Origin of the sequence: Pseudomonas fluorescens, from assembly GCF_000967965.1 — a bacterium.
GTDB classification, from domain to species: domain Bacteria; phylum Pseudomonadota; class Gammaproteobacteria; order Pseudomonadales; family Pseudomonadaceae; genus Aquipseudomonas; species Aquipseudomonas grandcourensis.
The window spans coordinates 33120-58469 of record NZ_LACC01000024.1; the positions used below are offsets into that span (position 1 = coordinate 33120).

26 protein-coding genes are annotated in these 25350 nt (G+C 60.1%); 17 read left to right on the forward strand and 9 right to left on the reverse strand.

All coding sequences use genetic code 11. The features are described from left to right. Positions 1-102 precede the first annotated feature (102 nt). From VC35_RS19490 to VC35_RS19535, 10 genes are all read left to right on the forward strand, one after another. Positions 103-1008, forward strand: coding sequence for an AraC family transcriptional regulator (locus VC35_RS19490; RefSeq protein WP_046042045.1), 906 nt, complete (start codon positions 103-105; stop codon positions 1006-1008). A 255-nt stretch (positions 1009-1263) separates the two neighbouring features. Continuing rightward, positions 1264-2574: an ABC transporter substrate-binding protein gene (locus VC35_RS19495; RefSeq protein WP_046042046.1), complete on the forward strand. Its 1311-nt coding sequence runs from the start codon at positions 1264-1266 to the stop codon at positions 2572-2574. Between the two features lie 184 nt (positions 2575-2758). Beyond that, complete coding sequence (locus tag VC35_RS19500; RefSeq protein WP_046042047.1) at positions 2759-3685, forward strand: carbohydrate ABC transporter permease; 927 nt, start codon at positions 2759-2761, stop codon at positions 3683-3685. Between the two features lie 8 nt (positions 3686-3693). Further along, positions 3694-4524 (forward strand): carbohydrate ABC transporter permease, encoded by an 831-nt coding sequence (locus VC35_RS19505; protein WP_046042049.1) that lies wholly within the window; start codon positions 3694-3696, stop codon positions 4522-4524. Between the two features lie 34 nt (positions 4525-4558). Further along, positions 4559-5662, forward strand: coding sequence for an ABC transporter ATP-binding protein (locus tag VC35_RS19510; protein ID WP_046042051.1), 1104 nt, complete (start codon positions 4559-4561; stop codon positions 5660-5662). 16 nt (positions 5663-5678) lie between these two features. Continuing rightward, a complete protein-coding gene (locus VC35_RS19515) occupies positions 5679-7151 on the forward strand; it encodes a mannitol dehydrogenase family protein (protein ID WP_046042052.1) in 1473 nt (490 codons plus the stop codon). A 74-nt stretch (positions 7152-7225) separates the two neighbouring features. Beyond that, positions 7226-8731 carry a xylulokinase gene (gene xylB / locus VC35_RS19520; protein ID WP_046042053.1) on the forward strand — a complete coding sequence of 502 codons (1506 nt, stop codon included), beginning with the start codon at positions 7226-7228 and terminating at the stop codon, positions 8729-8731. Between the two features lie 6 nt (positions 8732-8737). Then, a complete protein-coding gene (locus VC35_RS19525; RefSeq protein ID WP_046042054.1) occupies positions 8738-9682 on the forward strand; it encodes a carbohydrate kinase family protein in 945 nt (314 codons plus the stop codon). 240 nt (positions 9683-9922) lie between these two features. Further along, the gene (locus VC35_RS19530; RefSeq protein ID WP_046042055.1) at positions 9923-10189 is read left to right on the forward strand and encodes a DUF2790 domain-containing protein; all 267 of its coding nucleotides are present in this window, start codon (positions 9923-9925) and stop codon (positions 10187-10189) included. Positions 10190-10279: 90 nt separating this feature from the next. Next, complete coding sequence (locus tag VC35_RS19535) at positions 10280-10675, forward strand: hypothetical protein (protein ID WP_046042056.1); 396 nt, start codon at positions 10280-10282, stop codon at positions 10673-10675. Here VC35_RS19535 and VC35_RS19540 read toward each other — a convergent pair. Then, positions 10672-10938 (reverse strand): DUF1652 domain-containing protein, encoded by a 267-nt coding sequence (locus VC35_RS19540; protein WP_046042057.1) that lies wholly within the window; start codon positions 10936-10938, stop codon positions 10672-10674. The two genes, VC35_RS19535 and VC35_RS19540, sit on opposite strands and share 4 nt — an antisense overlap. Before the next feature lie 278 nt (positions 10939-11216). Here VC35_RS19540 and eco point away from each other — a divergent pair, with 278 nt between their 5' ends. Next, positions 11217-11699, forward strand: coding sequence for a serine protease inhibitor ecotin (gene eco, locus VC35_RS19545; protein ID WP_046042058.1), 483 nt, complete (start codon positions 11217-11219; stop codon positions 11697-11699). A gap of 51 nt (positions 11700-11750) precedes the next feature. Here eco and ilvA read toward each other — a convergent pair whose 3' ends face one another. From ilvA to lpxO, 4 genes are all read right to left on the reverse strand, one after another. Beyond that, the gene (gene ilvA / locus VC35_RS19550; protein ID WP_080925342.1) at positions 11751-12764 is read right to left on the reverse strand and encodes a threonine ammonia-lyase, biosynthetic; all 1014 of its coding nucleotides are present in this window, start codon (positions 12762-12764) and stop codon (positions 11751-11753) included. A 204-nt stretch (positions 12765-12968) separates the two neighbouring features. Then, a complete protein-coding gene (locus VC35_RS19555; RefSeq protein ID WP_046042059.1) occupies positions 12969-14132 on the reverse strand; it encodes a PQQ-dependent sugar dehydrogenase in 1164 nt (387 codons plus the stop codon). Positions 14133-14199: 67 nt separating this feature from the next. Then, the gene (locus tag VC35_RS19560) at positions 14200-14559 is read right to left on the reverse strand and encodes a hypothetical protein (RefSeq protein WP_046042060.1); all 360 of its coding nucleotides are present in this window, start codon (positions 14557-14559) and stop codon (positions 14200-14202) included. 229 nt (positions 14560-14788) lie between these two features. Then, the gene (lpxO, locus tag VC35_RS19565; RefSeq protein ID WP_046042061.1) at positions 14789-15688 is read right to left on the reverse strand and encodes a lipid A hydroxylase LpxO; all 900 of its coding nucleotides are present in this window, start codon (positions 15686-15688) and stop codon (positions 14789-14791) included. A gap of 488 nt (positions 15689-16176) precedes the next feature. On the opposite strand from lpxO, the gene VC35_RS19570 reads away from it, so the two are divergent. Together VC35_RS19570 and VC35_RS19575 are read left to right on the forward strand one after the other, a co-directional pair. Continuing rightward, positions 16177-17763 (forward strand): ABC-F family ATPase, encoded by a 1587-nt coding sequence (locus tag VC35_RS19570; protein WP_046042062.1) that lies wholly within the window; start codon positions 16177-16179, stop codon positions 17761-17763. A 282-nt stretch (positions 17764-18045) separates the two neighbouring features. After that, positions 18046-19233: an MFS transporter gene (locus VC35_RS19575; RefSeq protein WP_046042063.1), complete on the forward strand. Its 1188-nt coding sequence runs from the start codon at positions 18046-18048 to the stop codon at positions 19231-19233. A 32-nt stretch (positions 19234-19265) separates the two neighbouring features. Here the strand turns inward: VC35_RS19575 and VC35_RS19580 are convergent, their stop codons facing one another. Continuing rightward, entirely contained in the window at positions 19266-20303 is a 1038-nt protein-coding gene (locus VC35_RS19580) for an alpha/beta hydrolase family protein (RefSeq protein ID WP_046042064.1), read from the reverse strand. A 167-nt stretch (positions 20304-20470) separates the two neighbouring features. Then, a complete protein-coding gene (locus tag VC35_RS19585) occupies positions 20471-21082 on the reverse strand; it encodes an FMN-dependent NADH-azoreductase (RefSeq protein WP_046042065.1) in 612 nt (203 codons plus the stop codon). Positions 21083-21213: 131 nt separating this feature from the next. Between VC35_RS19585 and VC35_RS19590 the strand changes: the two genes are divergently transcribed. Together VC35_RS19590 and VC35_RS19595 are read left to right on the forward strand one after the other, a co-directional pair. Next, positions 21214-22122, forward strand: coding sequence for a LysR substrate-binding domain-containing protein (locus tag VC35_RS19590; protein WP_046042066.1), 909 nt, complete (start codon positions 21214-21216; stop codon positions 22120-22122). Beyond that, the gene (locus tag VC35_RS19595; RefSeq protein ID WP_046042067.1) at positions 22119-22478 is read left to right on the forward strand and encodes an MmcQ/YjbR family DNA-binding protein; all 360 of its coding nucleotides are present in this window, start codon (positions 22119-22121) and stop codon (positions 22476-22478) included. The genes VC35_RS19590 and VC35_RS19595 overlap by 4 nt, the downstream gene beginning before the upstream one ends. Before the next feature lie 12 nt (positions 22479-22490). Here VC35_RS19595 and VC35_RS19600 read toward each other — a convergent pair whose 3' ends face one another. Both VC35_RS19600 and VC35_RS19605 read right to left on the reverse strand, forming a co-directional pair. Beyond that, complete coding sequence (locus tag VC35_RS19600; protein WP_046042068.1) at positions 22491-22919, reverse strand: DUF1294 domain-containing protein; 429 nt, start codon at positions 22917-22919, stop codon at positions 22491-22493. Then, entirely contained in the window at positions 22916-23746 is an 831-nt protein-coding gene (locus VC35_RS19605; RefSeq protein ID WP_046042069.1) for an undecaprenyl-diphosphate phosphatase, read from the reverse strand. Before VC35_RS19605 ends, VC35_RS19600 begins: the two co-directional genes overlap by 4 nt. A gap of 294 nt (positions 23747-24040) precedes the next feature. Between VC35_RS19605 and pnuC the strand changes: the two genes are divergently transcribed. Both pnuC and VC35_RS19615 read left to right on the forward strand, forming a co-directional pair. Continuing rightward, positions 24041-24604: a nicotinamide riboside transporter PnuC gene (gene pnuC, locus VC35_RS19610; protein ID WP_046042070.1), complete on the forward strand. Its 564-nt coding sequence runs from the start codon at positions 24041-24043 to the stop codon at positions 24602-24604. Next, a complete protein-coding gene (locus VC35_RS19615) occupies positions 24601-25125 on the forward strand; it encodes an AAA family ATPase (RefSeq protein ID WP_046042071.1) in 525 nt (174 codons plus the stop codon). The genes pnuC and VC35_RS19615 overlap by 4 nt, the downstream gene beginning before the upstream one ends. Positions 25126-25350 lie beyond the last annotated feature (225 nt).

The window sequence follows — 25350 nt, forward strand, 5'->3', positions numbered from 1 at the left end:
TCCTTGAGCGCGCCTTGCACGAACAGACGCATCGGCGGTAGTAGCGCTATCGATCCGGCAAGAGGCATGATCCGGACGGGATAACAACACAAGCGCCCTGACATGACCCGCACCGCCAGAGTCACCGATCCTTCCTATGAGTTGATGGACGACCACAACGGCTTGTCCATCATCTACCGCCAGCATGGTTTCCCCTGCCCGCTGGTGCGCTGGCATTTCCACAAGGAATACGAGCTGCACCTGATCGTCGCCAGTTCCGGCAAGGTGTTCATCGGCGACTACATCGGCAACTTCTATCCGCAAACTCTATTCCTGACCGGTCCCAACCTGCCCCACAACTGGATCAGCCAGGTCGCCGAGAATGAAGTGGTGCCCAAGCGCGACATGCTGGTCAACTTCACCGACGAGTTGTTCGACAGCGGCTATCAGGTGTTCGCCGAACTCAAGGCCCTGGCACCGCTGCTGGAGCGCGCGCAGTACGGCATCGAGTTTCGTTGCAAGCACACCATCGGCAAGGCGATGGATCTGATGCAGCGCATTGCCGATACCACCGGTGTGACCCGTCTCGGGCACTTTTTCATTCTGCTGGAATTGCTCGCGGCCACCGACGACTACCAATTGCTCTCTGGCGCCACAACCCCGCAACTGGCCGACGAGCACAACATCGATCGCACCAACCGCGCAGTGGATTACATTTTTGCCCACTACGCCCGGGATTTGACGCTGGAGGAAGTCGCAGATCATCTGGGCATGAAACCGACTTATTTCAGCCGGGTATTCAAGCAGGCCACCGGGCGCAATTTCATTGAATTCGTCAATCGCCTGCGCATCAGCAAGTCCTGCGAGTTGCTGGCCGATGGCGACAAGCCGGTGACCGATGTCTGCTTCGAATCGGGCTTCAACAATATTTCCAACTTCAACCGACGCTTCCAGCAACTCAAGGGCATGACGCCTTCGCATTACCGGCGGTTGGTGGTGCAGCGGTTGACCGAGCAAAACCTGGGTTGACCCCTCACATCCCACAGGTACAGCGCTAAGCCTTGAAACCTGTACGGATTCAATACCCCTCCTTCGCTGAAAAGCTCTTCCCAGCGCCCAACACCCAACACTTCAGTGCAAAAAAGTATCGATCAAGGTGCGATGGATGATTTGTCTCGCCTGCCATTGAAGGATGTAATCAGCACAGATTCTTCCCTCCGCAGGAAGACACAAAAACAATAACTGTCCTTCTGTCTCCCGCCGGGTGCAGAAAAGGAGTGCACGATGCAACCTTCGGTAAAAGCCCTGCTTGCCCTCACCTGCATGACCCTCAGCAGCGTCACCCTTGGTGCGCAGACCCTGACCATCGCCACCGTCAACAACAGCGACATGATCCGCATGCAAAAGCTCTCGAAAACCTTCGAGGCCGAGCATCCGGACATCAAGCTCAATTGGGTGGTCCTCGAAGAAAACGTCCTGCGCCAGCGCCTGACCACCGACATCGCCACCCAAGGCGGGCAGTTCGACGTGCTGACCATCGGCATGTACGAAGCCGCACTCTGGGGCGCCAAGGGCTGGCTGGAGCCGATGAGGGATTTGCCGGCCAGCTATGCCCTCGACGACGTGTTCCCGTCGGTGCGCGAAGGCCTGTCGGTCAAAGGCTCGCTGTACGCCCTGCCGTTCTACGCCGAGAGCTCGATTACCTATTACCGCACCGACCTGTTCAAGGACGCTGGCCTGACTATGCCCGAGCGTCCGACCTGGGAGCAGATCGGTGAATTCGCCGCCAAACTGAACAAACCCGAGCAGGAACAGTACGGTATCTGCCTGCGGGGCAAGGCTGGCTGGGGCGAGAACATGGCGCTGATCAGCACCGTGGCCAACGCCTATGGCGCGCGCTGGTTCGATGAAAAGTGGCAGCCGGAATTCAACGGCCCCGAATGGAAAAACGCGCTGAACTTCTATGTCGACACCATGAAGCAATCCGGCCCGCCGGGGGCGTCGAGCAACGGATTCAATGAAAACCTGGCGCTGTTCAACAGCGGTAAATGCGCGATCTGGGTCGATGCCAGCGTCGCCGGCTCGTTCGTCACCGACAAGTCCCAGAGCAAGGTCACCGATCACGTCGGCTTCACCTATGCGCCGCATCAGGTCACTGACAAGGGCTCGGCCTGGTTGTACTCCTGGGCGCTGGCCATTCCGACCAGTTCCAAGGCCAAGGACGCGGCGAAAACCTTCAGCGCCTGGGCCACGTCCAAAGAATACAGCGCACTGGTCGCGGAAAAAGACGGCATCGCGAACGTGCCACCGGGCACCCGGGCCTCGACCTACAGCGAGGCGTACATGAACGCCGCGCCGTTCGCCAGGGTCACGCTGGAGTCGCTCAAGGCCGCGGACCCGAGCAAGCCGGGCGCCAGGCCTGTGCCGTACATCGGCATCCAGTTGGTGACCATTCCCGAGTTCCAGGGCATTGGTACCCAGGTCGGCAAATCCTTCTCGGCGGCGCTGATCGGCCAGACCACGGTCGACCAGGCCTTGGCGGCAGCCCAGCAAACCACCGAGCGCGAGATGAAGCGCGCGGGTTATCCCAAGTAACCCTTCAGTACTCATTTTTGTGGCGAGGGAGCTTGCTCCCGCTGGGCTGCGAAGCGGCCCCAAACCCAGCAACAGTGTCTTTTCTGACAGGACACTTTCGCCAGGTTTACGACTGCTTCGCAGCCGAACGGGAGCAAGCTCCCTCGCCACAAGTAACTCGCCGAATAACGAGCAAGTGATCACCATGAATACATCAACTGCCAAAGCTCACATGGACATTGCCCAACCCCAGCGCAAAAGCCGCGTGGCCAATCCCGGCTGGTTCCTGGTCAGCCCTTCGGTGGCCTTGCTGCTGTTGTGGATGATCGTACCGCTGGGTATGACCGTCTACTTCTCGACGATTCGCTACAACTTGCTCAACCCCGGCGAGAACGAGTTCGTCGGGCTGGAAAACTTCACCTACTTCCTCACCGACTCGGGCTTCCTGCCCGGCGCCACCAACACCTTGTTGCTGGTGGGCAGCGTGCTGCTGATCAGTGTGGTGTTCGGCGTGCTGATCAGTGCGCTGCTTGAGGCCAGTGAGTTTTTCGGTCGCGGCATCGTGCGGGTGATGCTGATCTCGCCGTTTTTCATCATGCCCACGGTGGGCGCGCTGATCTGGAAGAACCTGATTTTCCATCCGGTGTCGGGGATTCTCGCCTACGTCTGGAAGCTGTTCGGTGCGCAACCGGTGGACTGGCTGGCGCACTACCCGCTGCTGTCGATCATCATCATTGTCTCGTGGCAATGGCTGCCCTTCGCGATCCTGATCCTGATGACCGCCATGCAGTCCCTCGACCAGGAACAGAAAGAAGCCGCGCGCCTCGATGGTGCCGGGCCCATCGCGATTTTCTGGCACCTGACCCTGCCACACCTGGCGCGTCCGATTGCGGTGGTGGTGATGATTGAAACCATCTTCCTGCTCTCGGTGTTCGCCGAAATCTTCACCACCACCAACGGCGGCCCCGGCTACGCCTCGACCAACCTCGCCTACCTGATCTACAACCAGGCGCTGGTGCAGTTCGACGTCGGCATGGCCTCGGCGGGCGGCCTGATCGCCGTGGTCATCGCCAACATCGCCGCGATCATCCTGGTGCGGATGATTGGCAAAAACCTGACCGACAAAGCCTGAGGCCTGCCATGACTCTTCAACAATCCCGTCGTTTGCAAAGCCTGCTGCTCGGTACGTTGGCCTGGGCCATCGCCATCGTGATTTTCTTTCCGATCTTCTGGATGGTACTGACCAGTTTCAAGACCGAAATCGATGCCTTCGCCACACCGCCGCAGTTCATCTTCATGCCGACGCTGGAGAACTACCTGCACATCAACGAGCGCAGCGACTATTTCAGCTTTGCCTGGAACTCGGTGGTGATTTCCTTCAGCGCCACGGCCCTGTGCCTGCTGATCGCGGTGCCGGCGGCCTACTCCATGGCGTTCTACGAAACCCAGCGCACCAGAGGCACGCTGCTGTGGATGCTCTCCACCAAGATGCTGCCGCCAGTGGGTGTGCTGATGCCGATCTATCTGCTGGCCAAGAGTTTCGGCCTGCTCGACACGCGGATCGCGCTGATCGTGATCTACACGCTGATCAACCTGCCGATCGTGGTCTGGATGATTTACACCTACTTCAAGGACATCCCCAGGGACATCCTCGAAGCCGCGCGGCTGGACGGCGCGACGCTGGCCCAGGAAATGCTGCGGGTGTTGCTGCCCATCGCCAAGGGCGGCCTGGCATCCACGGTGCTGCTGTCGCTGATCCTGTGCTGGAACGAGGCCTTCTGGTCGCTGAACCTGACCTCATCGAAAGCCGCACCATTGACCGCATTGATCGCTTCGTACTCAAGCCCCGAAGGGCTGTTCTGGGCCAAGTTGTCGGCTGTCTCGACCCTGGCCTGTGCGCCGATCCTGATCTTCGGCTGGGTCAGCCAGAAACAACTGGTGCGCGGCCTGTCGTTCGGCGCCGTGAAATAGCCCTCAAAAGAATAAGCACAAAAGGAGCGCCACCATGGCCAACCTGAAAATCAAGAATCTGCAAAAAGGCTTCGAAGGCTTTTCCATCATCAAGGGCATTGACCTGGAAGTGAATGACAAGGAGTTCGTGGTCTTCGTCGGCCCGTCGGGGTGCGGCAAATCCACGCTGCTGCGACTGATCGCGGGGCTGGAGGAAGTCAGCGGCGGCACCATCGAGCTCGACGGTCGCGACATCACCGAAGTGAGCCCGGCCAAGCGCGACCTGGCGATGGTGTTCCAGACCTACGCCCTGTACCCGCACATGAGCGTGCGCAAGAACATGTCGTTCGCCCTCGACCTGGCCGGCGTGGCGAAAGCCGAAGTGGAGAAGAAGGTCAGCGAAGCAGCGCGCATCCTCGAACTGGGGCCGATGCTGGAGCGCAAGCCCAAGCAACTGTCCGGCGGCCAGCGCCAGCGCGTGGCGATTGGCCGGGCCATCGTGCGCAACCCGAAAATCTTCCTGTTCGACGAACCGTTGTCCAACCTCGATGCTGCCCTGCGGGTACAGATGCGACTGGAACTGTTGCGCCTGCACAAGGAACTGCAAGCCACGATGATCTACGTGACTCACGATCAGGTCGAAGCGATGACCATGGCCGACAAAGTGGTCGTACTCAATGGCGGCAAGATCGAGCAAGTCGGTTCGCCGCTGGACCTCTATCACCAGCCGGCCAACCTGTTCGTCGCCGGTTTCCTGGGCACGCCGAAGATGGGTTTCCTCAAAGGCAAGGTCACCCGCGTCGACAGCCAGGGCTGCGAAGTGCAACTGGACGCCGGAACCCGCGTCAGCCTGCCCTTGAGCGGCAGGCATCTGAGCGTCGGGAGTGCGGTGACGCTGGGCATTCGCCCGGAGCATCTGGAGCTGGCCAAACCCGGCGATTGCACCTTGCAGGTCACCGCCGATGTCAGCGAACGCTTGGGCAGCGACACCTTCTGCCACGTCCGGGTGGCATCCGGCGAAGCCCTGACCCTGCGCGTTCGCGGCGATCTGGCCAGCCGCTACGGTGAAACCCTGAGCTTGCACCTGGATGCGCAACACTGCCATTTATTCGATGCCGACGGCGTGGCGTTGACCCGCCCGCTGCGCGTTGCTGCCTGATTTCAGAGAGCCTGCGATGAAACTGAATAAACACAACCTCAGCCGCCTCGCCCCTGAAGTGGTCCTGCCCGCCTACGCCCTGGGCGAGACCCGCCAAGGCATCGCACACATCGGCGTCGGCGGTTTCCACCGAGCCCATCAGGCTTACTACACCGACGCCTTGATGAATACCGGCGAAGGCCTGGACTGGGCCATCTGCGGTGTCGGCCTGCGCGCTGAAGACCGCCGCGCCCGTGACGACCTTAGGGATCAGGATTACCTGTTCACCCTGTTCGAACTCGGCGATAGCGACGACACCGAAGTGCGGGTGATCGGCGCCATCCGCGACATGCTGCTGGCCGAGGACGGTGCCCAGGCATTGATCGACAAATTGGCCAGCCCCGAGATCCGCATCGTCTCGCTGACCATCACCGAAGGCGGGTATTGCATCGACGACAGCACCGGCGAGTTCATGGCGCACTTGCCGCAGATCCAGCATGACCTGGCGAACCCTGACGCCCCGAAAACCGTGTTCGGTTTCCTCTGCGCCGCACTGGCCAGGCGCCGCGCCGCCGGCACAGCGGCCTTCACCCTGATGTCCTGCGATAACCTGCCGCACAACGGCGCCGTCACCCGCAAGGCCCTGCTGGCTTTCGCCGCCTTGCACGACAGCCAATTGCGCGACTGGATCGACACCAACGTCAGTTTCCCCAACGCCATGGTCGACCGCATCACGCCGATGACCAGCACCCACCATCGCTTGCAACTGGCGGACCAGCATGGCGTGGACGATGCCTGGCCGGTGGTCTGCGAACCCTTCGCGCAATGGGTGCTGGAAGACCGGTTCGTCAACGGTCGCCCGGCCTGGGAAAGGGTCGGCGTGCAATTCACCGACGACGTCACGCCCTACGAAGAAATGAAGATCAAGCTGCTCAACGGCAGTCATCTGGCGCTGACCTACCTGGGGTTCCTCAAGGGTTACCGCTTCGTCCACGAGACCATGAACGACCCGCTGTTCGTGCGCTACATGCGCACCTACATGGATCTGGACGTGACGCCACAGCTGCCGGCGGTGCCAGGAATCGACCTGACCGAGTACAAGAACACCCTGGTGGCGCGCTTCTCCAATCAGGCGATTGCCGACCAGCTTGAACGGGTGTGTTCGGACGGCTCGTCGAAGTTTCCGAAATTCACCGTACCGACCATCAACCGCTTGATCGCCGATGGCCGCGAGACCAAGCGCGCGGCGTTGGTGGTGGCGGCGTGGGCGCTGTACCTCAAGGGCGTGGATGAGCATGGCGAGACCTACGCGATTGCGGATCCACGGGCGGCATTCTGCCAGGCGCTGGTGGCCGATGATGTGTTGATTACCCAGCGTTTGCTGGCGGTCGAGGAGATTTTTGGTACGGCCATTGCGCGCTCGCCGGAGTTTGTCGCGGCGTTTGAGTGGTGTTGCAACAGCTTGCGGGAGGTTGGGGTTTCGCGGACGTTGGAGCGGGTGCTGGCTTAAGGTCGGTGGTGTAGCGACTGCCGTCTTCGCGAGCAGGCTCGCGATAAGGGCTTACTGATATCCAAGGATCTTGCATGACAACCCAACAACTATTCCTCGGCATCGACTGCGGCACCCAGGGCACCAAAGCGGTCATCCTCGACGCCGTCAGCGGCGAGGTGCTGGGCCAAGGCGCAGCCACCCACACGATGATCAGCGGCCCCAACGGCCGTCGCGAACAGGACACCGGCCAGTGGCTGGAAGCCTTCGCCACCGCCACCCGCCGCGCCTTGCTCGCGGCCAAAGTCGATGGCCAGTCTATTCTCGGCATTGGCGTGTCCGGCCAGCAACATGGCCTGGTGCTGCTCGACGATCAGGGCAAGGTGTTGCGCCCGGCGAAACTCTGGTGTGACACCGAAACGACCCCGGAGAATGACCGACTGCTCGCGCACCTGGGTGGTGAAAAGGGTTCTCTGGAACGCCTCGGCGTGGTCATCGCGCCGGGCTACACCGTATCCAAGCTGTTATGGACCAAAGAGCAGCATCCCGAGGTGTTCTCCCGGATCGCCGGCATTCTGCTACCCCATGATTACCTCAACCATTGGCTAACCGGCCGCAGTTGCAGCGAATACGGCGATGCCTCGGGCACCGGGTATTTCAATGTGCGTACGCGCCAGTGGGATTTGCAATTGCTGCGTGACATCGACCCCAGCGGACGCCTGCAAGCGGCGCTGCCGGAGCTGATCGATCCCCACCAGGCAGTCGGTACAATTCTGCCGGGCATTGCCGAATACCTGGGCATCAACCCGAAGGCCCTGGTCTCCAGCGGTGGCGGCGACAACATGATGGGCGCCATCGGCACCGGCAACATCCAGCCCGGTGCAATCACCATGAGCCTGGGCTCGTCGGGCACGGTGTACGCCTATGCCGATCAGCCGTACGTCGCCGTGGATTCCGCAGTTGCCACGTTCTGTTCTTCCAGTGGCGGCTGGCTGCCTTTGATCTGCACCATGAACCTGACCAATGTCACCAGCCTGATTCGTGACCTGCTGGACCTCGACATCGATCAGTTCAACGAACTGGTTGCCCAGTCGCCGATAGGTGCCGAGGGCGTTTGCATGCTGCCGTTCTTCAACGGAGAGCGGGTGCCTGCCCTGCCCCATGCCAGTGCCAGCCTGTCGGGGCTGACCATGACTAACCTGACCCGGGCCAACCTGTGCCGCGCGGTGGTCGAAGGCACGACGTTCGGTTTGCGTTACGGACTGGACCTGCTACGCCACAATGGCTTACAAAGCCGCAGCATTCGGCTGATCGGCGGCGGGTCAAAAAGTGCGGTCTGGCGGCAAATCGTCGCCGACACCATGAATACGCCGGTGATCTGCACCGAACAAAGCGAGGCTGCGGCCTTGGGTGCGGCGATTCAGGTGGCCTGGTGCGTATCCCGGGCGAACGGGCGCGAAGACAGCCTGGCGCAATTGTGCGAGCGCTGCGTGAAACTCGACCCGGTCAGTGAAACCCTGCCGGTCGCCGACAATGTGCAAGCCTGCCAGCAGGCGTATGAACGCTATCAACAGCAAGTCGCAACCCTAATTAAAGAGTGAACAACTATGTACCTGGTGTGTGGCGAAGCGCTGTTCGATTTTTTCAGTGAAAACGACGCCAGTGGTGTGGCGTCCAAAGTGAATTTCAAGGCCATTGCCGGTGGCTCGCCGTTCAACGTGGCGGTGGGCTTGCGCCGCTTGGGCGTGGACGCGGCGCTGTTGGCCGGGTTGTCCACCGACTACCTGGGCCGGCGCCTGCTGCAAGTGTTGCAGGATGAGGGCGTGTGCCAGGACTACCTGCTGGATTTTGCCGCGCCGACCACACTGGCGATGGTCGCGGTCGGGGCCAATGGCTCGCCGCAGTACAGCTTCCGTGGCGAAGGCTGCGCGGATCGACAATTGCAACCGGAGCACCTGCCGACACTCGGGCCTGAGGTACGCGGCCTGCATATCGGCTCGTTTTCCCTGGTAGTGCAGCCGATTGCCGATACACTATTGGCATTGGTGCGTCGGGAAAGCGGCAAGCGCCTGATCAGCCTCGACCCCAACGTTCGCTTGAACCCGGAGCCGGACATCCGCCTGTGGCGTAACCGGATCGCGACGCTGGTGGAGCTGGCTGATCTGATCAAGGTCAGCGACGAGGATCTGCATCTGCTTTGCCCCGGCCAAGACCCGGCGCAGGTGATCGAAGGCTGGTTGCAGCACCGCTGTCAGCTAGTGTTCCTGACCCGGGGTGGCGAAGGCGCGAGCGTGTTCAGCCGGACTCACGGTTCGTGGTCGGCTCCTGCCTGTGCGGTAAAAATCGCCGACACCGTGGGTGCGGGCGATACCTTTCAGGCGGCCCTGATTACCTGGCTGACTGAACAGCAACTGGACTCGGTAGAGGGCGTGAAGCAACTTGGCCGCGAGCAGATCGATCGCATGCTGAAGTTCGCGGTGCAGGCGGCGGCGTTGACGTGCAGCAAGACCGGGCCGGATTTGCCTTATCGCAAGCAACTGGATTTGCGCTGAGTTCAAAGGCCTCATCGCGAGCAGGCTCGCGATGACTTTCCATCAGGCGCCCTATGGTCTTAACTGATACACAGGATCGCGCATCCGCGGCAAGCGGTGTTCAGCCGGGTTAACCCTCGCTTAACCGTGCGATCCAACACTTCACTGGACCGCACGCTCTCAGACTGTTCTGACGCCCAGTGCGGCAAGTTCGACAAGCGACACATCGAACTGACATCCCGTCCGCACCGGAGATCGCTGATGAACACTCGCACCCTGCTGGTTACCGCCGCCTTCGCCTGCACCGCGTTTGCCGGCCTGGCTCAGGCCAATGACACCACAACTTCCCAAGCCGTGCCCTATCACTACGGCATGCCATTGCATGTCAGCAAAGTGATTTCACTGACCGAGCCGGACACCATGGAGTGCAAAGTGGTGAAGGCCGAGATGAAGTACATCGATGACACGGGAAAACCCGCAGAAATCACCTACCGTAAACTTTCCGACGCTTGCGAGAACCAGGGCTGACTGAATAGTCTGATTTGGTACTTGGCAGTATTCCTTTGAGGGTTGCGGCGCTATGCTCTAGCGCCCCCTCTCTGCCCGCAAGGATTGGCCATGCAGTTGTCGTTTCGCACGTTATCGATGTTTACCGCCGCTTTATGCCTTGTTCTGAGCCTGGTCTGGGGCCTGACACCGCAATGGTTATTGTCGTTCTGGGATATCGAGTTTTCATTCGCGGTGGGATTGGTCGCGCGACGCACCGCCGTGCTGTTTGGGGCGTTGAGCGTGTTCTCTTTTCTGGTTCGCAACGCGCCCCCTTGCGAAACCCGCAAAGCGCTGAGCCTCGGCTTCGTCGTCGGCGCCTGGGGATTGGCCGTGCTGGGTTTTGCCGAATGGCTCAGTGGCCATGTCGGGCCGGGGATTTTGCTGGCAGTCGGGTTTGAACTGGCGCTGGGCCTGGCATTCTTCCAGACCCGGCGCGTGTCCGTCGAACTCGAAACAGCAGGCTAGAGCGCTTTACCCAGCATAGAGTGCGGATCGACCTCGATGTGATGCTGTCGGGAACGCAGTTGGGCAATCAACTCGTTGATTTCCCGACAACCATTGAGCCCGGAGGCATCGATGCCGGTGACCAATAGATCGAGCTGATCGGTTTTCCCGTCTGCATAGACCTTGACGGTCATCGACAGATCCGGCGACAGCGTGCACTGGCAGCGCTTGGGCAGAAAACTGCTTTCGATGATGTTGCGAATTTCCAAGGCAGAAAGAAACATGGCGACTCCCTCCTTTGTGAGACTGCCCGACGATCAATGCTTGCTCATTTGAAATCCCGGCAAGCTTCAAGGACAGCTACAGCATAAAACATACCCCGGATTTCGCAGTGCAGTTCATCGGCAATTCAAGGTTAAGGCGAGTTACCTGTAAAGCCTGTCATGCAGTTTGCAATAATCGGACTTGGCGACCCTGCAATTTGAACACCGGGCGTCCCGGGTTTGCATTCACTGCACACGACAGTGAAAATGCCGCCCTTCACTTCAAGCAAGGAGGCATCATGAGTTCGTTGACCGTTAACGCTTGCACTGCGCTAGTCGCACTGGGGCTTGCAGGCGTGGCCCACGCCGCCAAACTCGAAGACACCGCACCCTATCCGAAGGCCGAAAGCGGGTTCACCCGCCAGGTGATCCACCTCGCGCCACAGACCCGGGAAAACGACTTCCAGGTCGAGATCCTGGCTGGCAAGACGATGACCGTCGACTGCAACAATCCGCGTCTGGGCGGCATTCTCGAGGAGAAGAACCTCGAGGGGTGGGGCTATCCGTTCTATCGCCTGGAAAAAGTCATTGGCCCGATGAGCACGCTGATGGCCTGCCCGGCCGGCACGAGCAAGCAGGGTTTTGTACCGGTGGTCGGTGACGGCTTCCTGGTGCGTTACAACAGCAAGCTGCCGCTTGTGCTGTACGTGCCCAAGGACATCGAAGTGCGCTATCGGATCTGGTCGGCGTCGACCAAGGTCGAGAAAGCCGTTCAGGAGTAACCAGGCTAGCCGGCGGACCCTCGCGGCCTCCGCTGTCTACCTGCCCAGGCATCATGTCGAGGCGCCACTCAATGCGGCGCGCTCGGCCACATGCCCCAGGCTGTCGAAGTTGATATTGGCACCCGAGTCGATCGCCACCAGTGTCTGCCCCAAGGCACCGGTCTGCGCGACGTATTTCTTGATCCCGGCCACGGCCAGCGCCCCGGAAGGTTCGGTGATCGAGCGGGTATCGTCGTAGATATTCTTGATCGCCGCGCAAAGCTCGTCGTTGCTGACCGTCATGACCTCATCGACGCAAAACCGGCAGACCTCAAAACCGTAAGCGCCGATCTGTGCCACCGCCACCCCATCGGCAAAGGTGCCAACGCTCGGCAACACGACCCGTTCGCTGGCATGCATCGCCGCTTGCAGACACGCGGAATGTTCCGACTCGACGCCAATGATGCGAACTTCCGGCCGCAAGTATTTGACGTAAGCGGCGATACCCGCGATCAGTCCGCCACCGCCCACCGGCACGAAGATCGCGTCCAGCGGACCCTGATGCTGGCGCAGGATTTCCATGGCCACCGTGCCTTGCCCCGCGATCACCTCCGGGTCGTCGAAGGGCGAAACGAAGGTGCGACCGGTTTCCCGGGCCAGATCCAGCGCATAGGCCAGTGCAAACGGAAAGCTTTCGCCGTGCAACACCGCATCGGCGCCGCGACTGCGCACCCCGACGACCTTCAATTGCGGCGTCGTGCAGGGCATGACGATGGTGGCGTTGATCCCCAGTTCCCGCGCGGCCAGCGCCACGCCCTGCGCATGATTGCCCGCAGAAGCCGTGACCACGCCGCGAGCCTTTTGCGCTTCGCTCAATTGCACCAGCTTGTTGTAGGCGCCGCGGATCTTGAAGGAAAAGGTCGGTTGCAGGTCTTCGCGCTTGAGCAGGACCTGGTTGCCCAAGGCTTCGGACAAGGCCGGCGCCGGTTGCAACGGCGTGCGCACGGCCAGTTCATAGACTGGCGCTGCAAGGATTTTTTTGACGTAGCGTTCCAGCAGGGCTTGTTGATCGGCGGTAAAACTCATGGTCGTCTCCTGACATTGTTCGGGGCCCGGGAGACAGAAAGTAAAAACCCGCCTCTAGGGCGGGTTGGGTGCTGCAGTCGTGAGCTAGCCCGCCAAATGAGGAATGGCGGTAATAATGCTTGGCTGGCAGCGCAATACGGTGGAAGTCATGGCTCGAAATTAGCCGGACGTTGATGGCAAGTCAATGGCAAGTTTTTAGATGCCTTAGTTAGCCGGCAACTTCAAACCCACCTTGTACAACCCGCCGTTCTCCTCATCGGTCAATACATACAAGTAGCCGTCCGGCCCCTGCCGCACATCGCGGATGCGTTTTTTCAAATCCCCGAGCAAGCGTTCCTCGTGGATCACCTTGTCGCCATCGAACTCCAGGCGGATCAGTTCCTGGCTGACCAGCGCGCCGATAAACACGTTGCGCTGCCAGGCCTTGAAACGATCGCCATCGTAGAACGCCATGCCGCTCAGGCCCGGGGACTTTTCCCAGACATGATTCGGGGCAACGGTGCCTTCGACGGTCTCACCCTTGGCTTCGGGAATCGGTTCACCGTTGTAGTTGATGCCATGGGTGGCCAGCGGCCAGCCGTAATTCTTGCCGCGCTCGATGATGTTGACTTCATCGCCGCCCAGAGGGCCGTGTTCGTTTTCCCACAGCGTGCCGTTCCACGGGTTGAGCGCCGCACCTTGCGGGTTACGCTGCCCGTAGGACCAGATCTCCGGGCGCACGTTGGCCTGGCCGACAAAGGGGTTGTCCTTGGGCACCGTGCCGTCCGGGTAGATGCGCACCACTTTGCCTTGCAGCTTGTCGAGGTCCTGGGCGGTCGGGCGGTCGTTGTTTTCCCCCAGGGTCACGAACAGATAGCCGGCGCGGTCGAACACCAGCCGCGAGCCAAAATGGTTGCCAACCGAGAGTTTGGGTTCCTGACGCAGGATCACCTGGAAATCCTTGAGCGCCGTCATATCGTCGGAGAGCCGCCCGCGGCCCACCGCTGTGCCAGCCTTGTCGCCCTGACCGCCACCTTCGGCATAGGACAGATAGACCATCCGGTCCTGCTTGAAATCCGGCGACAACGCCACGTCGAGCAATCCACCCTGCCCCTTGGCCCAGACCGTGGGTACACCATTGAGCGGTGCCGACAACTTGCCTTCGGCGGTCACCAGTCGCAGATTGCCGGGCCGTTCGGTTACCAGCATGCCTTTACTATCCGGCAAGAACGCCAGGGCCCAGGGGTGCTCCAGCCCCGTCACGATGGGGGTGACCTCAAGGGTGCCGTCTTCGCTTTTCATCGTCTGGGTGGGCGCGGCAAGCACAGGGACACTAGCGCTGATCAATACGCTGGCACAGAGGATTGCCAATAAGTTCTTACGCAACATGCAGGATTCCTTTTCTGATGGAAATGGGGCCTGGTGAAAAATAGCGGTCAGACGTCATACCTGCCACTCAACGGTTGCTGGTACCGGTGTCTCGTGGGGGAGGATTGGGAATGAATTTCGGTGGGCTGGCGGGAGCTGTCCGGTCGGGATAGCGATTACCGATACCACCGTTGTCCAGCGTCGGCGATCGCTGGACCGGCACGGTATTCGGCCCGCGTATGGCCGGGGCGCTGGGTTGAGTGCCTTGCATGCTGTTGGGATTGGCCCGCTGAATCGGACTGTTGTAAGGGTTGTTGCGGGTGCTGCCCGGCAGGTTCTGGGCCAACTGCAACGAAGCAAGGGCATCGGCCTGGGCCTGGGCCTGGGCCAGTGGGCCCAATACGGTACTCAAGGCCAGCGCAATGGCGCCAAACACATATCGGTTCATGGGGTGCCTCTCTGCGTCCGCGTGGATAAGGACTTCGATACCACGCTACGCCCGAGGTTCGGATTTGTTAACAAAAACCTCCCCGGCACGATGCAACACGACGTTGATCCGGCCTCTTCGCGAGCAGGCTCGCTCCCACAATGGACGGTGGGCATTCATGACATTTGTGGTTAGCTCATAACCTGTGTGAGTGTGGCTAGCGATGAGGCCGGCCGCCCGAACACCCGGCTCAGATCAGAATGAACACCACCAGCAACCCGGCAAAGATCGACCACTTTTGGAAGTAGTAAAGCTTGCGGTTGCGCTTTTTCAGTTCCTTGCCGTGCAGGCGCACCTTGTAGACCTTGCTGAACAGCCGGTTGAGCCCGCCGGTCCGGTCTCCGTCCTCGTTCGGTGCACCTGCCGCCGACATGACATTGCGGCTGAACCAGCGATTGAATGCCGCTGCCCAGCGATACTTCATCGGCCGCTCGATGTCGCAGAACAAAATGATGCGATTGTGCGGCGTGGTGTTCTCTGCGTAATGAATGTAGGTCTCATCGAACATCACGGCTTCGCCATCGCGCCAATGGTAGTTCTGGCCATCGACATTGATGTAGCAACCGTCGGCGTTGGGTGTGTCCAGCCCGAGGTGATAACGGTACGAACCGGCATACGGGTCGCGATGGCGCACCAGCCTGGAGCCCGGTGGCAACTCGGCGAACATCGCCGCCTTGATCGAGCCGATGCCCTGCACCAGTTCGGTGGTGCGCGGGCAGAGTTTCATGGCCGACGGATGGCTATCGCCATACCACTTGAGATAGAAGCGCTTCCAGCCGGTCTTGAAAAACGAGTTGAAACCGACGTCATCGTATTGGTTCGAACGCTTGATCTCTCCTGCGTGAAGCAAGTTCTGGCCTTCGGCACGAATTTGTTCCCAATGCGCCTGCAGCGGGCTCAGGTCGGGAAAGTCAGCTGGATCGAGATACGGTTTGTTGGGGATTTTCGAAAACAGATACACAAAGCAGTTGATCGGCGCCAGAAACGTCGAGTGATCACTCAACTGGCGACCCAGCTTGTGGCGCACTCGGCCACGCAGGTGGACATACGCAATAGAGACAACGTAGATAACGGCAATGATCAGCTTCACGGAAATCGTCACAGGTCGGAAGTAAACAAACTGCGCCCTTTACCGGCATGCCGGTCCCCGGGTCTTGTGGAGCGGCTGAATACGAAACAGCGGCCCCTTGGTGCCATCGAGCCACGCCGATGGTCGGCGTTCAACTGACAGATGGCATTTTAGCCACAGTCTGTAACCAATAGTTAACCTGCAACTGTGAAAATGTGTCCGCAAAAACCGCCAAAGCGTTGCAGAGGCCTCATCGCCCTATCGTTTAAAGAGCCAGACCAGTACAATCGCCGCCAAACTTTACGCGCCCCCAGGTTGAGAGCGGGAAAATCCCCTTTCAGCGCACGTTGACTCGGGCCAGGCGCGCCACATGCTGCTGTCCACTTAATGCCAGATGGATCTTCCACTGCCGATCGGGATGAATGTCCCGGGGTCCGAACAGTGGAAACGGGTACTGAACCGGTACTGCCGCAACCCTAGCTACTCTGAATGCTTCGCAGGAAAAACCTTTGATTTCTACAGCTAACATCACGATGCAGTTCGGCGCCAAGCCGCTCTTCGAAAACGTCTCGGTCAAATTCAACGGTGGCAACCGTTACGGTCTGATCGGCGCCAACGGTTGCGGCAAGTCGACCTTCATGAAGATTCTCGGCGACGACCTCGAGCCGTCCGGCGGCCAGGTCATGCTGGAGCCGAACGTGCGCCTGGGTAAATTGCGCCAGGACCAGTTCGCCTACGAAGAATTCACCGTGATCGATACCGTGATCATGGGTCACGAAGAACTGTGGAAGGTCAAGGCCGAGCGCGACCGCATCTACTCGCTGCCGGAAATGAGCGAAGAAGACGGCATGGCCGTGGCCGAGCTGGAAACCGAATTCGCCGAAATGGACGGCTACACCGCCGAATCCCGTGCCGGTGAACTGCTGCTGGGCCTGGGTATTCCCCTGGAACAGCATTTCGGCCCGATGTCCGAAGTCGCGCCAGGCTGGAAACTGCGGGTATTGCTGGCCCAGGCATTGTTCTCCGATCCTGAAGTGCTGTTGCTCGACGAACCGACCAACCACCTGGACATCAACACCATTCGCTGGCTGGAAACCATTCTCAAGGCGCGTAACAGCACCATGATTATCATTTCCCACGACCGTCACTTCCTCAACAGCGTCTGCACCCACATGGCTGACCTGGACTACGGTGAGCTGCGCCTGTTCCCGGGCAACTATGACGAGTACATGACTGCGGCAACCCAGTCCCGCGAGCAGTTGCTGTCGGACAACGCCAAGAAGAAAGCCCAGATCTCCGAACTGCAGACGTTCGTCAGCCGCTTCTCGGCCAACGCCTCGAAAGCCAAGCAGGCCACTTCCCGCGCCAAGCAGATCGACAAGATCCAGCTGGCCGAAGTCAAGCCATCGAGCCGCGTGAGCCCGTTCATCCGTTTCGAACAGACCAAGAAGCTGCACCGCCAGGCCGTGACCATCGAGCAGATGTCCAAGGGCTTCGACGGCAAGACCCTGTTCAAGAACTTCAGCTTCACCGTTGAAGCCGGCGAGCGCCTGGCGATCATCGGCCCGAACGGTATCGGCAAGACCACCCTGCTGCGCACCCTGATGGGCGAGCTGACCCCGGACGCCGGTTCCGTGAAGTGGACCGAAAGCGCGGAGCTGGGCTACTACGCCCAGGACCACGCCCATGATTTCGAAGACGACGTCAGCCTGTTCGACTGGATGGGCCAGTGGACTCAGGGCGAGCAGATCATCCGTGGCACCCTGGGTCGCATGCTGTTCTCCAACGACGAGATCCTCAAGTCGGTCAAGGTCATCTCCGGTGGTGAACAAGGCCGCATGCTGTTCGGCAGGCTGATCCTGCAAAAGCCGAACGTTCTGGTGATGGACGAACCGACCAACCACCTGGACATGGAATCCATCGAAGCGCTGAACCTGGCGCTGGAAAACTACCCGGGCACGCTGATCTTCGTCAGCCACGACCGTGAGTTCGTATCGTCCCTGGCCACCCGCATCATCGAGTTGAGCCCTAACGGCGTGACCGACTTCAGCGGCACCTATGACGATTACCTGCGTAGCCAGGGTGTGGTGTTCTAAAGGCAGCCATCAGTTTTAAGCTGCAAGCTACAAGTTAAGAGCCCTGTCCATGTGACGGGGCTTTTTGCATTCCGGGCCAAGGTTTTTTGTTGGTGCATGAATCATCGCGAGCAAGCTCGCTCCCACAGGGGAATGCATTTCAAAATGTGGGAGCGGGCTTGCTCGCGAAGAGGCCATGAGGAACAGTGATAATGTCACGGCAAAAGTAGTTAGCCTGCTTTCTTTTATCCCAACGCCGCGCCATGATGCAGTTCTCCCACCGCCGCCCGCGAACGAGCCCTCATGTCTGTGCAGCAAGTGCCCCCGCAAAGCTCCATGGCGATCACCCTGCAGATCGTCTCCATCGTCTTCTATACCTTTGTTGCCTTCCTTTGCATCGGACTGCCGATTGCGGTATTGCCGGGTTATGTCCACGAGCAACTTGGGTTCAGCGCTATCGTGGCCGGGCTGACCATCGGCTCGCAATACCTCGCCACCCTGCTCAGCCGCCCCATGGCCGGGCGGATGTCCGACAGCGTTGGCACCAAGCGCGCCATCATCTATGGCTTGTCGGGGATTGTGCTCAGCGGTGTGCTGACCTTGCTGTCGACCCTGTTGCAAGGCCTTCCCTTGCTCAGCCTGCTGATCCTGATCGCCGGGCGCCTGCTGCTGGGGATCGCCCAAGGGTTGATCGGCGTCGGCACCATCAGTTGGTGCATGGGCCAGGTGGGCGCCGAGCATACCGCGCGGTCGATTTCCTGGAACGGCATCGCGTCCTATGGGGCGATTGCCATTGGCGCGCCGCTGGGCGTGGTCATGGTGCAACAACTGGGTTTCGCCAGCCTGGGCATTGCCCTGTCGCTGCTGGCCCTGGCTGCACTGCTGCTGATTCGCAACAAGCCTTCGGTGCCGGTGGTGCGCGGTGAACGCTTGCCGTTCTGGGCCGTGTTCGGACGCATTGCGCCGTTTGGCGCGAGCCTGAGCCTGGCGTCCATTGGCTATGGCACCCTGACGACCTTTATCACCTTGTATTACGTCAATCGCGGCTGGACTGGCGCGGCCTACTGCCTGACCGTGTTCGGCGTGTGTTTCATTCTGTCGCGGCTGCTGTTCATATCCGCCATCAGTCGTTTTGGCGGGTTCACATCAGCCATTGCCTGCATGTGCATCGAGACAGTTGGCCTGGTGCTGTTGTGGCTGGCACCGTCGACCGGGTACGCGCTCATTGGCGCCGGCCTGACCGGATTCGGCCTGTCCCTGGTGTACCCGGCACTAGGTGTCGAGGCCATCAAACAGGTGCCCAACTCCAGCCGGGGCGCGGGACTGAGTGCTTATGCGGTGTTTTTCGACCTGGCGCTAGCCATCGCCGGCCCGTTGATGGGTGCAGTGGCGTTGAACCTGGGTTATGCGTGGATTTTCTTCAGTGCGGCGTTGTTGTCGGTGACGGGCCTGGGGCTGACGTTGCTGCTCAAGAGCCGTTCGATGACGTAAGCCTTGGTACTGACCACAGGGTTTTGTGCAAACTACTGATCGGCAGTCTGCATCCCGGCCCGGGTCGGCCTGCCCAGGGTGCGCGAGAAAAAGCTTCCGGCTTCGGAGATCAGATTGCGGTGAATGTCTTGCCGGTCGACGCCATCGGCATCGGTGCACAGCGCGGGCATGATCACGATCTGCTCGTCATTGCACGGCGCCATGAAGATGAAGTGCCCTGCCCCGGCCAGCAGCTTGAAGTCAGGCGCTGTCGGCAGTTTGCGCGCCAGTGCCGCAGCGTTCTTGTCGACAGCCACCAGCTTGTCGCCATCACCGCTGTAAAGCAGTACCGGCACATGCACATCGGCCAGGGTGTGGCGGCCGAACTTCAGGCTCAACGGCGCCATCAGCATCAAGGCGTGGACGCGAGGATCGGCCACCGGTTGCAGGTCATCGCGGTCGACAATCAATTCGCCCTGGGTGTTGCAGGCATCGTGGTCATCCGGGCGCTCCTGGCAGTACCGGCGCAGGCGATCCAGGTCCGGGGTGGCGCCGGATAGAATCAATGCGGTCTCGCCACCGGCCGAATAACCGATGACCCCCACCTGGTCGGCGTTGACGAACGGCGACAGCATACGATCGCCCAAGGTCGCGGTAATGGCTTCGGAAATCTGGATCGGCCGGCCGTACAGGTTACTCAAAGTACCGAGTCGGCTGTGGTCCCTGGAGTTGTCACCGGGGTGAATCACCGCCACCACGACAAAACCTTTGCGCGCCAGCGACGTGGCAAGGTCGTGCAGGGCCAGGGGGGTGCCGGTGTTTCCGTGGGACAGCATCAGCATCGGGAACCGGCCGATGGCGACCTTGATGTCCTCCCCGGCTTCGACGGTGTAACCCTCGAGCTTGCTGGTGTGCTCCCGATCACTGGAAGGATAGAAGGCGATGGCGCGCATCGGCTGCAGGTCCAGCGGGTCGAGAAAAGTCATCTCGTGGAAGCCGACGCTCCAGTGAGGATGTGGTGCAGGTGCGGCGCGCACTGTATTCAGGCTGCTGAGCAGGCAAATCAGTAAAGCTGCACAAAGACGCATCATGGATGCCCCACCTTGTTACCGGACTTGAGACGTACGCCCTGGACTGCATAACTCGGGCCACAATCTGAAACGACCAGAAACAAAAAACTCCGTAGCTGGTACTTGCGTAACCAGAATACAGAGTTTTTTGGGGTTTACCTGAACGGTTGCTTACTTTTACGCAAGCCTTACGCAGCGGCGAACAACTGCTCGCTGATCTGCGTGTGGGCAGCGCTCATGGCTTTGTTGCGCACGTCGTCACCGTAAGCCAGGCCTTCGGCGCGGACGATTTCGATGTCGGTGATGCCGATGAAACCGAACAGCAACTTCAAATACTCTTCGTGGGCAACACCGGTTGCCTGACCGGCGTGCATACCACCGGAAGTCGAAACGATCACGACTTTCTTGCCACCGCACAGGCCTTCAGGGCCAGCTTCGGTGTAACGGAAGGTTTGACCGGCCACCGCGATGCGGTCGATCCAGGCTTTCAGTTGAGTCGGGATGGTGAAGTTGTACATCGGTGCAGCAATCACCACGGCATCGGCAGCCAGGAATTCGGCCAGGGTCGAGGCGCTCAGTTCGGCTTCGTGCTGTTGTGCGGCGTTGCGCAGTTCAGCGGTGGTGCCGGCGGCGACCAGGGTGGTGGCGGAGAAGTGGCTGATGGCGTCGGCGGCCAGGTCGCGGTAGGTCACCACGGCGGTTGGCTCGGCGGCTTGCCAGGCTTTGACGACTTCACCGCTCAACTGACGGGATGCCGAGTTGTCGCCCAGGATGCTCGAATCGATATGCAGCAGTTTCATGTGGGATCTCCAAGTGAGGATCGCCCACAAGGGCGATCTGATGGGACTAATCCTACAGGCGAAACCAATAGCTGATTAGGCGGTAACAATGCGATAGTTCGTCCCACAGATAGAACAATCGGATTCAGATCATGCAAGACCTCAACGACCTGTATTACTTCGCCAAAGTCGTGGAAGCCGGGGGATTCGCCGCGGCCGGGCGTTTGCTGGGCATTCCCAAGTCCCGATTGTCACGGCGTATCGCCGAATTGGAAGAGCGCCTCGGCGCACGGCTGCTGCAACGCACCACACGACAGCTGAAACTGACCGCCGTCGGTGAACGCTACCTCAGGCACTGCCAGGCGATGTTGCTGGAGGCGGAAATGGCCGACGAGGCCGTGGCCAGCATGTCCAGCGAGCCCCGCGGGCGTTTGCGGGTGTCCTGCCCCGTCGGGCTGGCCCATGAAATATTGCCGGGGGTGATCAGCGACTTTCTGGAGCGGTTTCCGCAAGTCCAGCTGGAGGTGATGTTACTCAACCGGCGGGTCGACCTGGTGAACGAAGGCATTGACGTGGCCCTGCGCGTACGGGAACTGGGCGACGAAGACCCGCTGCTGGTCACCCGCCGCCTGCGTCAGGCGCAGATGCTGATGGTCGCCAGTCCCGGCTTCCTCGTTGGCCGTGAGATCACCCATCCCGAAGATCTGAAAAGCCTGCCGGTGCTCGGCGCTCTGGAAGCCGACCGCATGGTGCATATCCGCATGCTGGATCAAAAAGGCAAAAGTTGTGAACTGGCGCTCGAGGCCCGGCTGGGCATCGATGACTTTATTGTGCGCAAGGCCAGCACCCTCTCTGGACTCGGCTTTACGATGCTGCCCATGATGTATTGCGAGCAGGAACTGGAAAACGGCTCACTGGTGCAGTTGTTGCCCGACTGGTCGCTGCCCGGTGGCTGGTTGCAAGCGGTCTATCCTCATCGACGCGGAGTGATGCCGGCAGTACGCGCCTGGATTGACCATCTGGTCGAGTCATTCAATGCCTGTGGAGAACGAGTGTTATGAAAGCCGGACGGATGAGCGAAGAGGATGTCGCGAAATTCTGCCTTACCCTGCCCGGAGCACGGGAAGACTATAAATGGGGCGGCGTGCGAGTATTTTCGATTGCCGGGAACAAGATGTTCGCCTTGCAGGGCTTGCGAGGTGATTCCCTGGCCTTCAAGGTCGACAAGGATCTGTTTCTCGGTCATTGCGACCGCCCGGGGATTCATCCGGCGCCTTATCTGGCGCGCGCCCAGTGGATCATCATGGAAACGCCCTACCCGCTCGGCAGCGAAGAACTACAGGGCTTGCTGCGCCGCTCCCACCAATTGGTGGTCAGCAGGCTGCCAAAGCGCACTCAAGTCGGCCTGTTGCTTTAGCGCCTTGTCTTATCAGAACAAGGCGAACAGGTGTGCGCCAAGGAACAGGTGATCGATCCAGAACACCTGGTGCATCAGCACGATGATCCAGAACACCAACTGGTAGGAGACTTTGCGGGTTTTGTGCCGAAACGCTTGCTGGGCCAGCAAAGCGCCGGGCCAGCCACCGGCGAGTTCCAGCGCATGCAGGACATTCTCCGGCGTCCGCCATTGCTCGGCGCGGGCCTTGCGCTTGTCGCTCCAGTACAGGAAAAACGTCACGACGCTGACGATGCCGTAGGCCGCCAGGGGAATCAACGACACCCCGTGCAGCCATGACGATACCGAACCCGAAAGCGGCAACGCGCACAGGATTGCGAACACCAGCCACTTCAGCCGAGGATGGCGGATCTGTCCCCCGGGCTGGCGCCCGGGGTTATTGCGCGAGCTTGAGTCACTCACGGCTTGGCCGCGCTCCAGTCGACCCAGCCGAATTGCCAGGTCGCCAGGATGATCAGGCCGAACACAATGCGATACCAGGCAAACGCCGCATAACTGTGGTTGGCGATGAACTTGAGCAACCCGCGGACCGCGATCATCGCGAAGACGAACGCCGTGACGAAACCGATCGCGAACACCGGGAAGTCCGCCGGGACAAACAGGTGACGGTATTTATAGCCCGAGTACACCGCTGCGCCGACCATGGTCGGCATCGCCAGGAAGAACGAGAACTCGGTGGCGGTCTTGCGCGACAGGCCGAACAGTAACCCGCCGATGATCGTCGAGCCCGAACGCGAAGTGCCCGGAATCATGGCCAGGCACTGGGCGAAGCCGACTTTCAGGGCGTCTTTCCAGGTGATGTCATCCACCGTTTCGGCGTGGACTTCATGCTGCCGGCGCTCGGCCCACAACATGATGAACCCGCCCACGACCAGCGCCGTTGCCACGGTGATCGGGTTGAACAGGTACTTGTGGATCAGGTCGGCGAAGATCACACCCAACACCACGGCCGGCAAGAACGCGATCAACAGGTTCGCGGTAAACCGCCGTGCGCCCGGCTGGGTCGGCAGGCCGATGACCACGTCGAAGATCTTGCGTCGAAACTCCCATACCACCGCCAGGATGGCACCCAGCTGGATAATGATGTTGAACGCCATCGCCCGCTCGCCCCCGAAGCCGAGCAGGTCGGCCACGATGATCTGGTGGCCGGTACTGGAAATGGGCAGGAACTCGGTCAGCCCTTCTACAACCCCAAGAATCAATGCCTGAAAGGCGGTCCAAAGATCCATCAATCCCCCAAAAGGCTATGCGCGCCGGCATGCCCCGTTAGTATTTTTCAAAAGCTTGAGTTGCGATCAGCCTAGCTGAAGCCCGCGCATCAAGGATCACCACAGAACCGTCAAAATCCTGTGAAAAAACAATCCTGATCCGGGATTAACCGTGCGGGGCCGAAATCCTATCAGACAAGTCCGATTAGCGCTGCCGCGTTATCGCGTGCCAATGAAGCACACCTTGCGCCACGGGATTCCCGACGCCAATCCGGTTACAATCCGCCCCCTTTTCGATTTTCCCAAGGAGCCTCCATGTCCGGGCTTGAACTGTTTGCCGCCGCCCTCGGTGTCATTGCCGTCTGGCTGACGGTCAAACAGAACCCCTGGTGCTGGCCCATCGGCCTGGTCATGGTGCTGCTCTATAGCTGGATCTTTTTTGAGGTGAAGCTGTATTCGGACATGTTGCTGCAAGTCGTCTATGCCGCCCTGCAGCTTTACGGCTGGTGGCAGTGGACACGGGTAGGTGAAACGACCCATGGCCGTGAAGTCAGTCGACTCGATGCCCGCCCCATGGCGTTGAGCCTCGCCATTGGCGCACTCGGCAGCCTGTTGCTGGGGGCGGCCATGGCCCACTGGACAGACGCGGCACAACCCTGGCTCGATGCAGCACTGACCGGATTCAGCCTGGTGGCGCAAGTCTGGATGGCGCAAAAACGTCTCCAGTGCTGGCCACTGTGGATCACCCTGGATGTGATTTTCGTCGGGTTGTTCATCTATAAAGACCTGTACCTGACCGCCACCCTGTACGGGTTGTTCACCGTTATTGCCGTGCTCGGCTGGCGTGAATGGCGCGCCGATCCGGCGTTGCGCGCATGAAAGTCCTGGTACTCACCGGCCCTGAATCCAGCGGCAAAAGCTGGCTGGCGGCCGAGTTGCAACAACGTTTCGGCGGGGTTCTGGTCGACGAGTATGTGCGCTGGTTCATCGAGCAGAATCCGCGGGACACCACCTTGGCCGACATTCCGGACATCGCCCGCGGTCAATTGGCATGGGAGGACGAAGCGCGGGCGCAACAGCCGCCGTTGCTCATCCTCGACACGCACCTGCTGAGCAATATCCTCTGGAGCCAAACCCTGTTTGGCGACTGCCCCGCCTGGATCGAACAAGCACTATTGGATCGGCATTACAACTTGCACTTGCTGCTGTCGCCGGAACACGTCGAATGGACGGATGACGGCCAGCGTTGCCAGCCCCGATTGAGTGAACGCCAGGCATTTTTCGACCAGACCCTGGCCTGGCTCGAGCGCCACGCACAACCGGTTCAAGCACTCCACGGAAATTGGGCCGAACGCCGATTCCAGGCACTGGACGCCGTAACCCGATTGCTCGGTGCCTGACCGGCGTTTGGGGCAAATTCCCCACCATCCCCCCCTGCCCCGGGGGAAAAGTGTCCGGCCCTGAAACACCTTCCCTACCTCAAACCACCCATTTCAGCGCCCTTCACCGCTTGAACATCAGATTTGTTAAGTCATTGATACAACGTCGCTGAAACCCTTGTTCCAGAGCGGTTTATCCACATTAGCAGGCTTCCTGCGCAGGGTTTTGTCTCACCTTTGAAACAT

Excerpts from the sequence above, each read along its gene's own strand:
- VC35_RS19490 (WP_046042045.1), top strand. The coding sequence starts at position 103 with ATGACCCGCACCGCCAGAGTCACCGATCCTTCCTATGAGTTGATGGAC.
- VC35_RS19495 (WP_046042046.1), top strand. The coding sequence starts at position 1,264 with ATGCAACCTTCGGTAAAAGCCCTGCTTGCCCTCACCTGCATGACCCTC.
- VC35_RS19500 (WP_046042047.1), top strand. The coding sequence starts at position 2,759 with ATGAATACATCAACTGCCAAAGCTCACATGGACATTGCCCAACCCCAG.
- VC35_RS19505 (WP_046042049.1), top strand. The coding sequence starts at position 3,694 with ATGACTCTTCAACAATCCCGTCGTTTGCAAAGCCTGCTGCTCGGTACG.
- VC35_RS19510 (WP_046042051.1), top strand. The coding sequence starts at position 4,559 with ATGGCCAACCTGAAAATCAAGAATCTGCAAAAAGGCTTCGAAGGCTTT.
- VC35_RS19515 (WP_046042052.1), top strand. The coding sequence starts at position 5,679 with ATGAAACTGAATAAACACAACCTCAGCCGCCTCGCCCCTGAAGTGGTC.
- xylB (WP_046042053.1), top strand. The coding sequence starts at position 7,226 with ATGACAACCCAACAACTATTCCTCGGCATCGACTGCGGCACCCAGGGC.
- VC35_RS19525 (WP_046042054.1), top strand. The coding sequence starts at position 8,738 with ATGTACCTGGTGTGTGGCGAAGCGCTGTTCGATTTTTTCAGTGAAAAC.
- VC35_RS19530 (WP_046042055.1), top strand. The coding sequence starts at position 9,923 with ATGAACACTCGCACCCTGCTGGTTACCGCCGCCTTCGCCTGCACCGCG.
- VC35_RS19535 (WP_046042056.1), top strand. The coding sequence starts at position 10,280 with ATGCAGTTGTCGTTTCGCACGTTATCGATGTTTACCGCCGCTTTATGC.
- VC35_RS19540 (WP_046042057.1), bottom strand. The coding sequence starts at position 10,938 with ATGTTTCTTTCTGCCTTGGAAATTCGCAACATCATCGAAAGCAGTTTT.
- eco (WP_046042058.1), top strand. The coding sequence starts at position 11,217 with ATGAGTTCGTTGACCGTTAACGCTTGCACTGCGCTAGTCGCACTGGGG.
- ilvA (WP_080925342.1), bottom strand. The coding sequence starts at position 12,764 with ATGAGTTTTACCGCCGATCAACAAGCCCTGCTGGAACGCTACGTCAAA.
- VC35_RS19555 (WP_046042059.1), bottom strand. The coding sequence starts at position 14,132 with ATGTTGCGTAAGAACTTATTGGCAATCCTCTGTGCCAGCGTATTGATC.
- VC35_RS19560 (WP_046042060.1), bottom strand. The coding sequence starts at position 14,559 with ATGAACCGATATGTGTTTGGCGCCATTGCGCTGGCCTTGAGTACCGTA.
- VC35_RS19575 (WP_046042063.1), top strand. The coding sequence starts at position 18,046 with ATGTCTGTGCAGCAAGTGCCCCCGCAAAGCTCCATGGCGATCACCCTG.
- VC35_RS19580 (WP_046042064.1), bottom strand. The coding sequence starts at position 20,303 with ATGATGCGTCTTTGTGCAGCTTTACTGATTTGCCTGCTCAGCAGCCTG.
- VC35_RS19585 (WP_046042065.1), bottom strand. The coding sequence starts at position 21,082 with ATGAAACTGCTGCATATCGATTCGAGCATCCTGGGCGACAACTCGGCA.
- VC35_RS19590 (WP_046042066.1), top strand. The coding sequence starts at position 21,214 with ATGCAAGACCTCAACGACCTGTATTACTTCGCCAAAGTCGTGGAAGCC.
- VC35_RS19595 (WP_046042067.1), top strand. The coding sequence starts at position 22,119 with ATGAAAGCCGGACGGATGAGCGAAGAGGATGTCGCGAAATTCTGCCTT.
- VC35_RS19605 (WP_046042069.1), bottom strand. The coding sequence starts at position 23,746 with ATGGATCTTTGGACCGCCTTTCAGGCATTGATTCTTGGGGTTGTAGAA.
- pnuC (WP_046042070.1), top strand. The coding sequence starts at position 24,041 with ATGTCCGGGCTTGAACTGTTTGCCGCCGCCCTCGGTGTCATTGCCGTC.
- VC35_RS19615 (WP_046042071.1), top strand. The coding sequence starts at position 24,601 with ATGAAAGTCCTGGTACTCACCGGCCCTGAATCCAGCGGCAAAAGCTGG.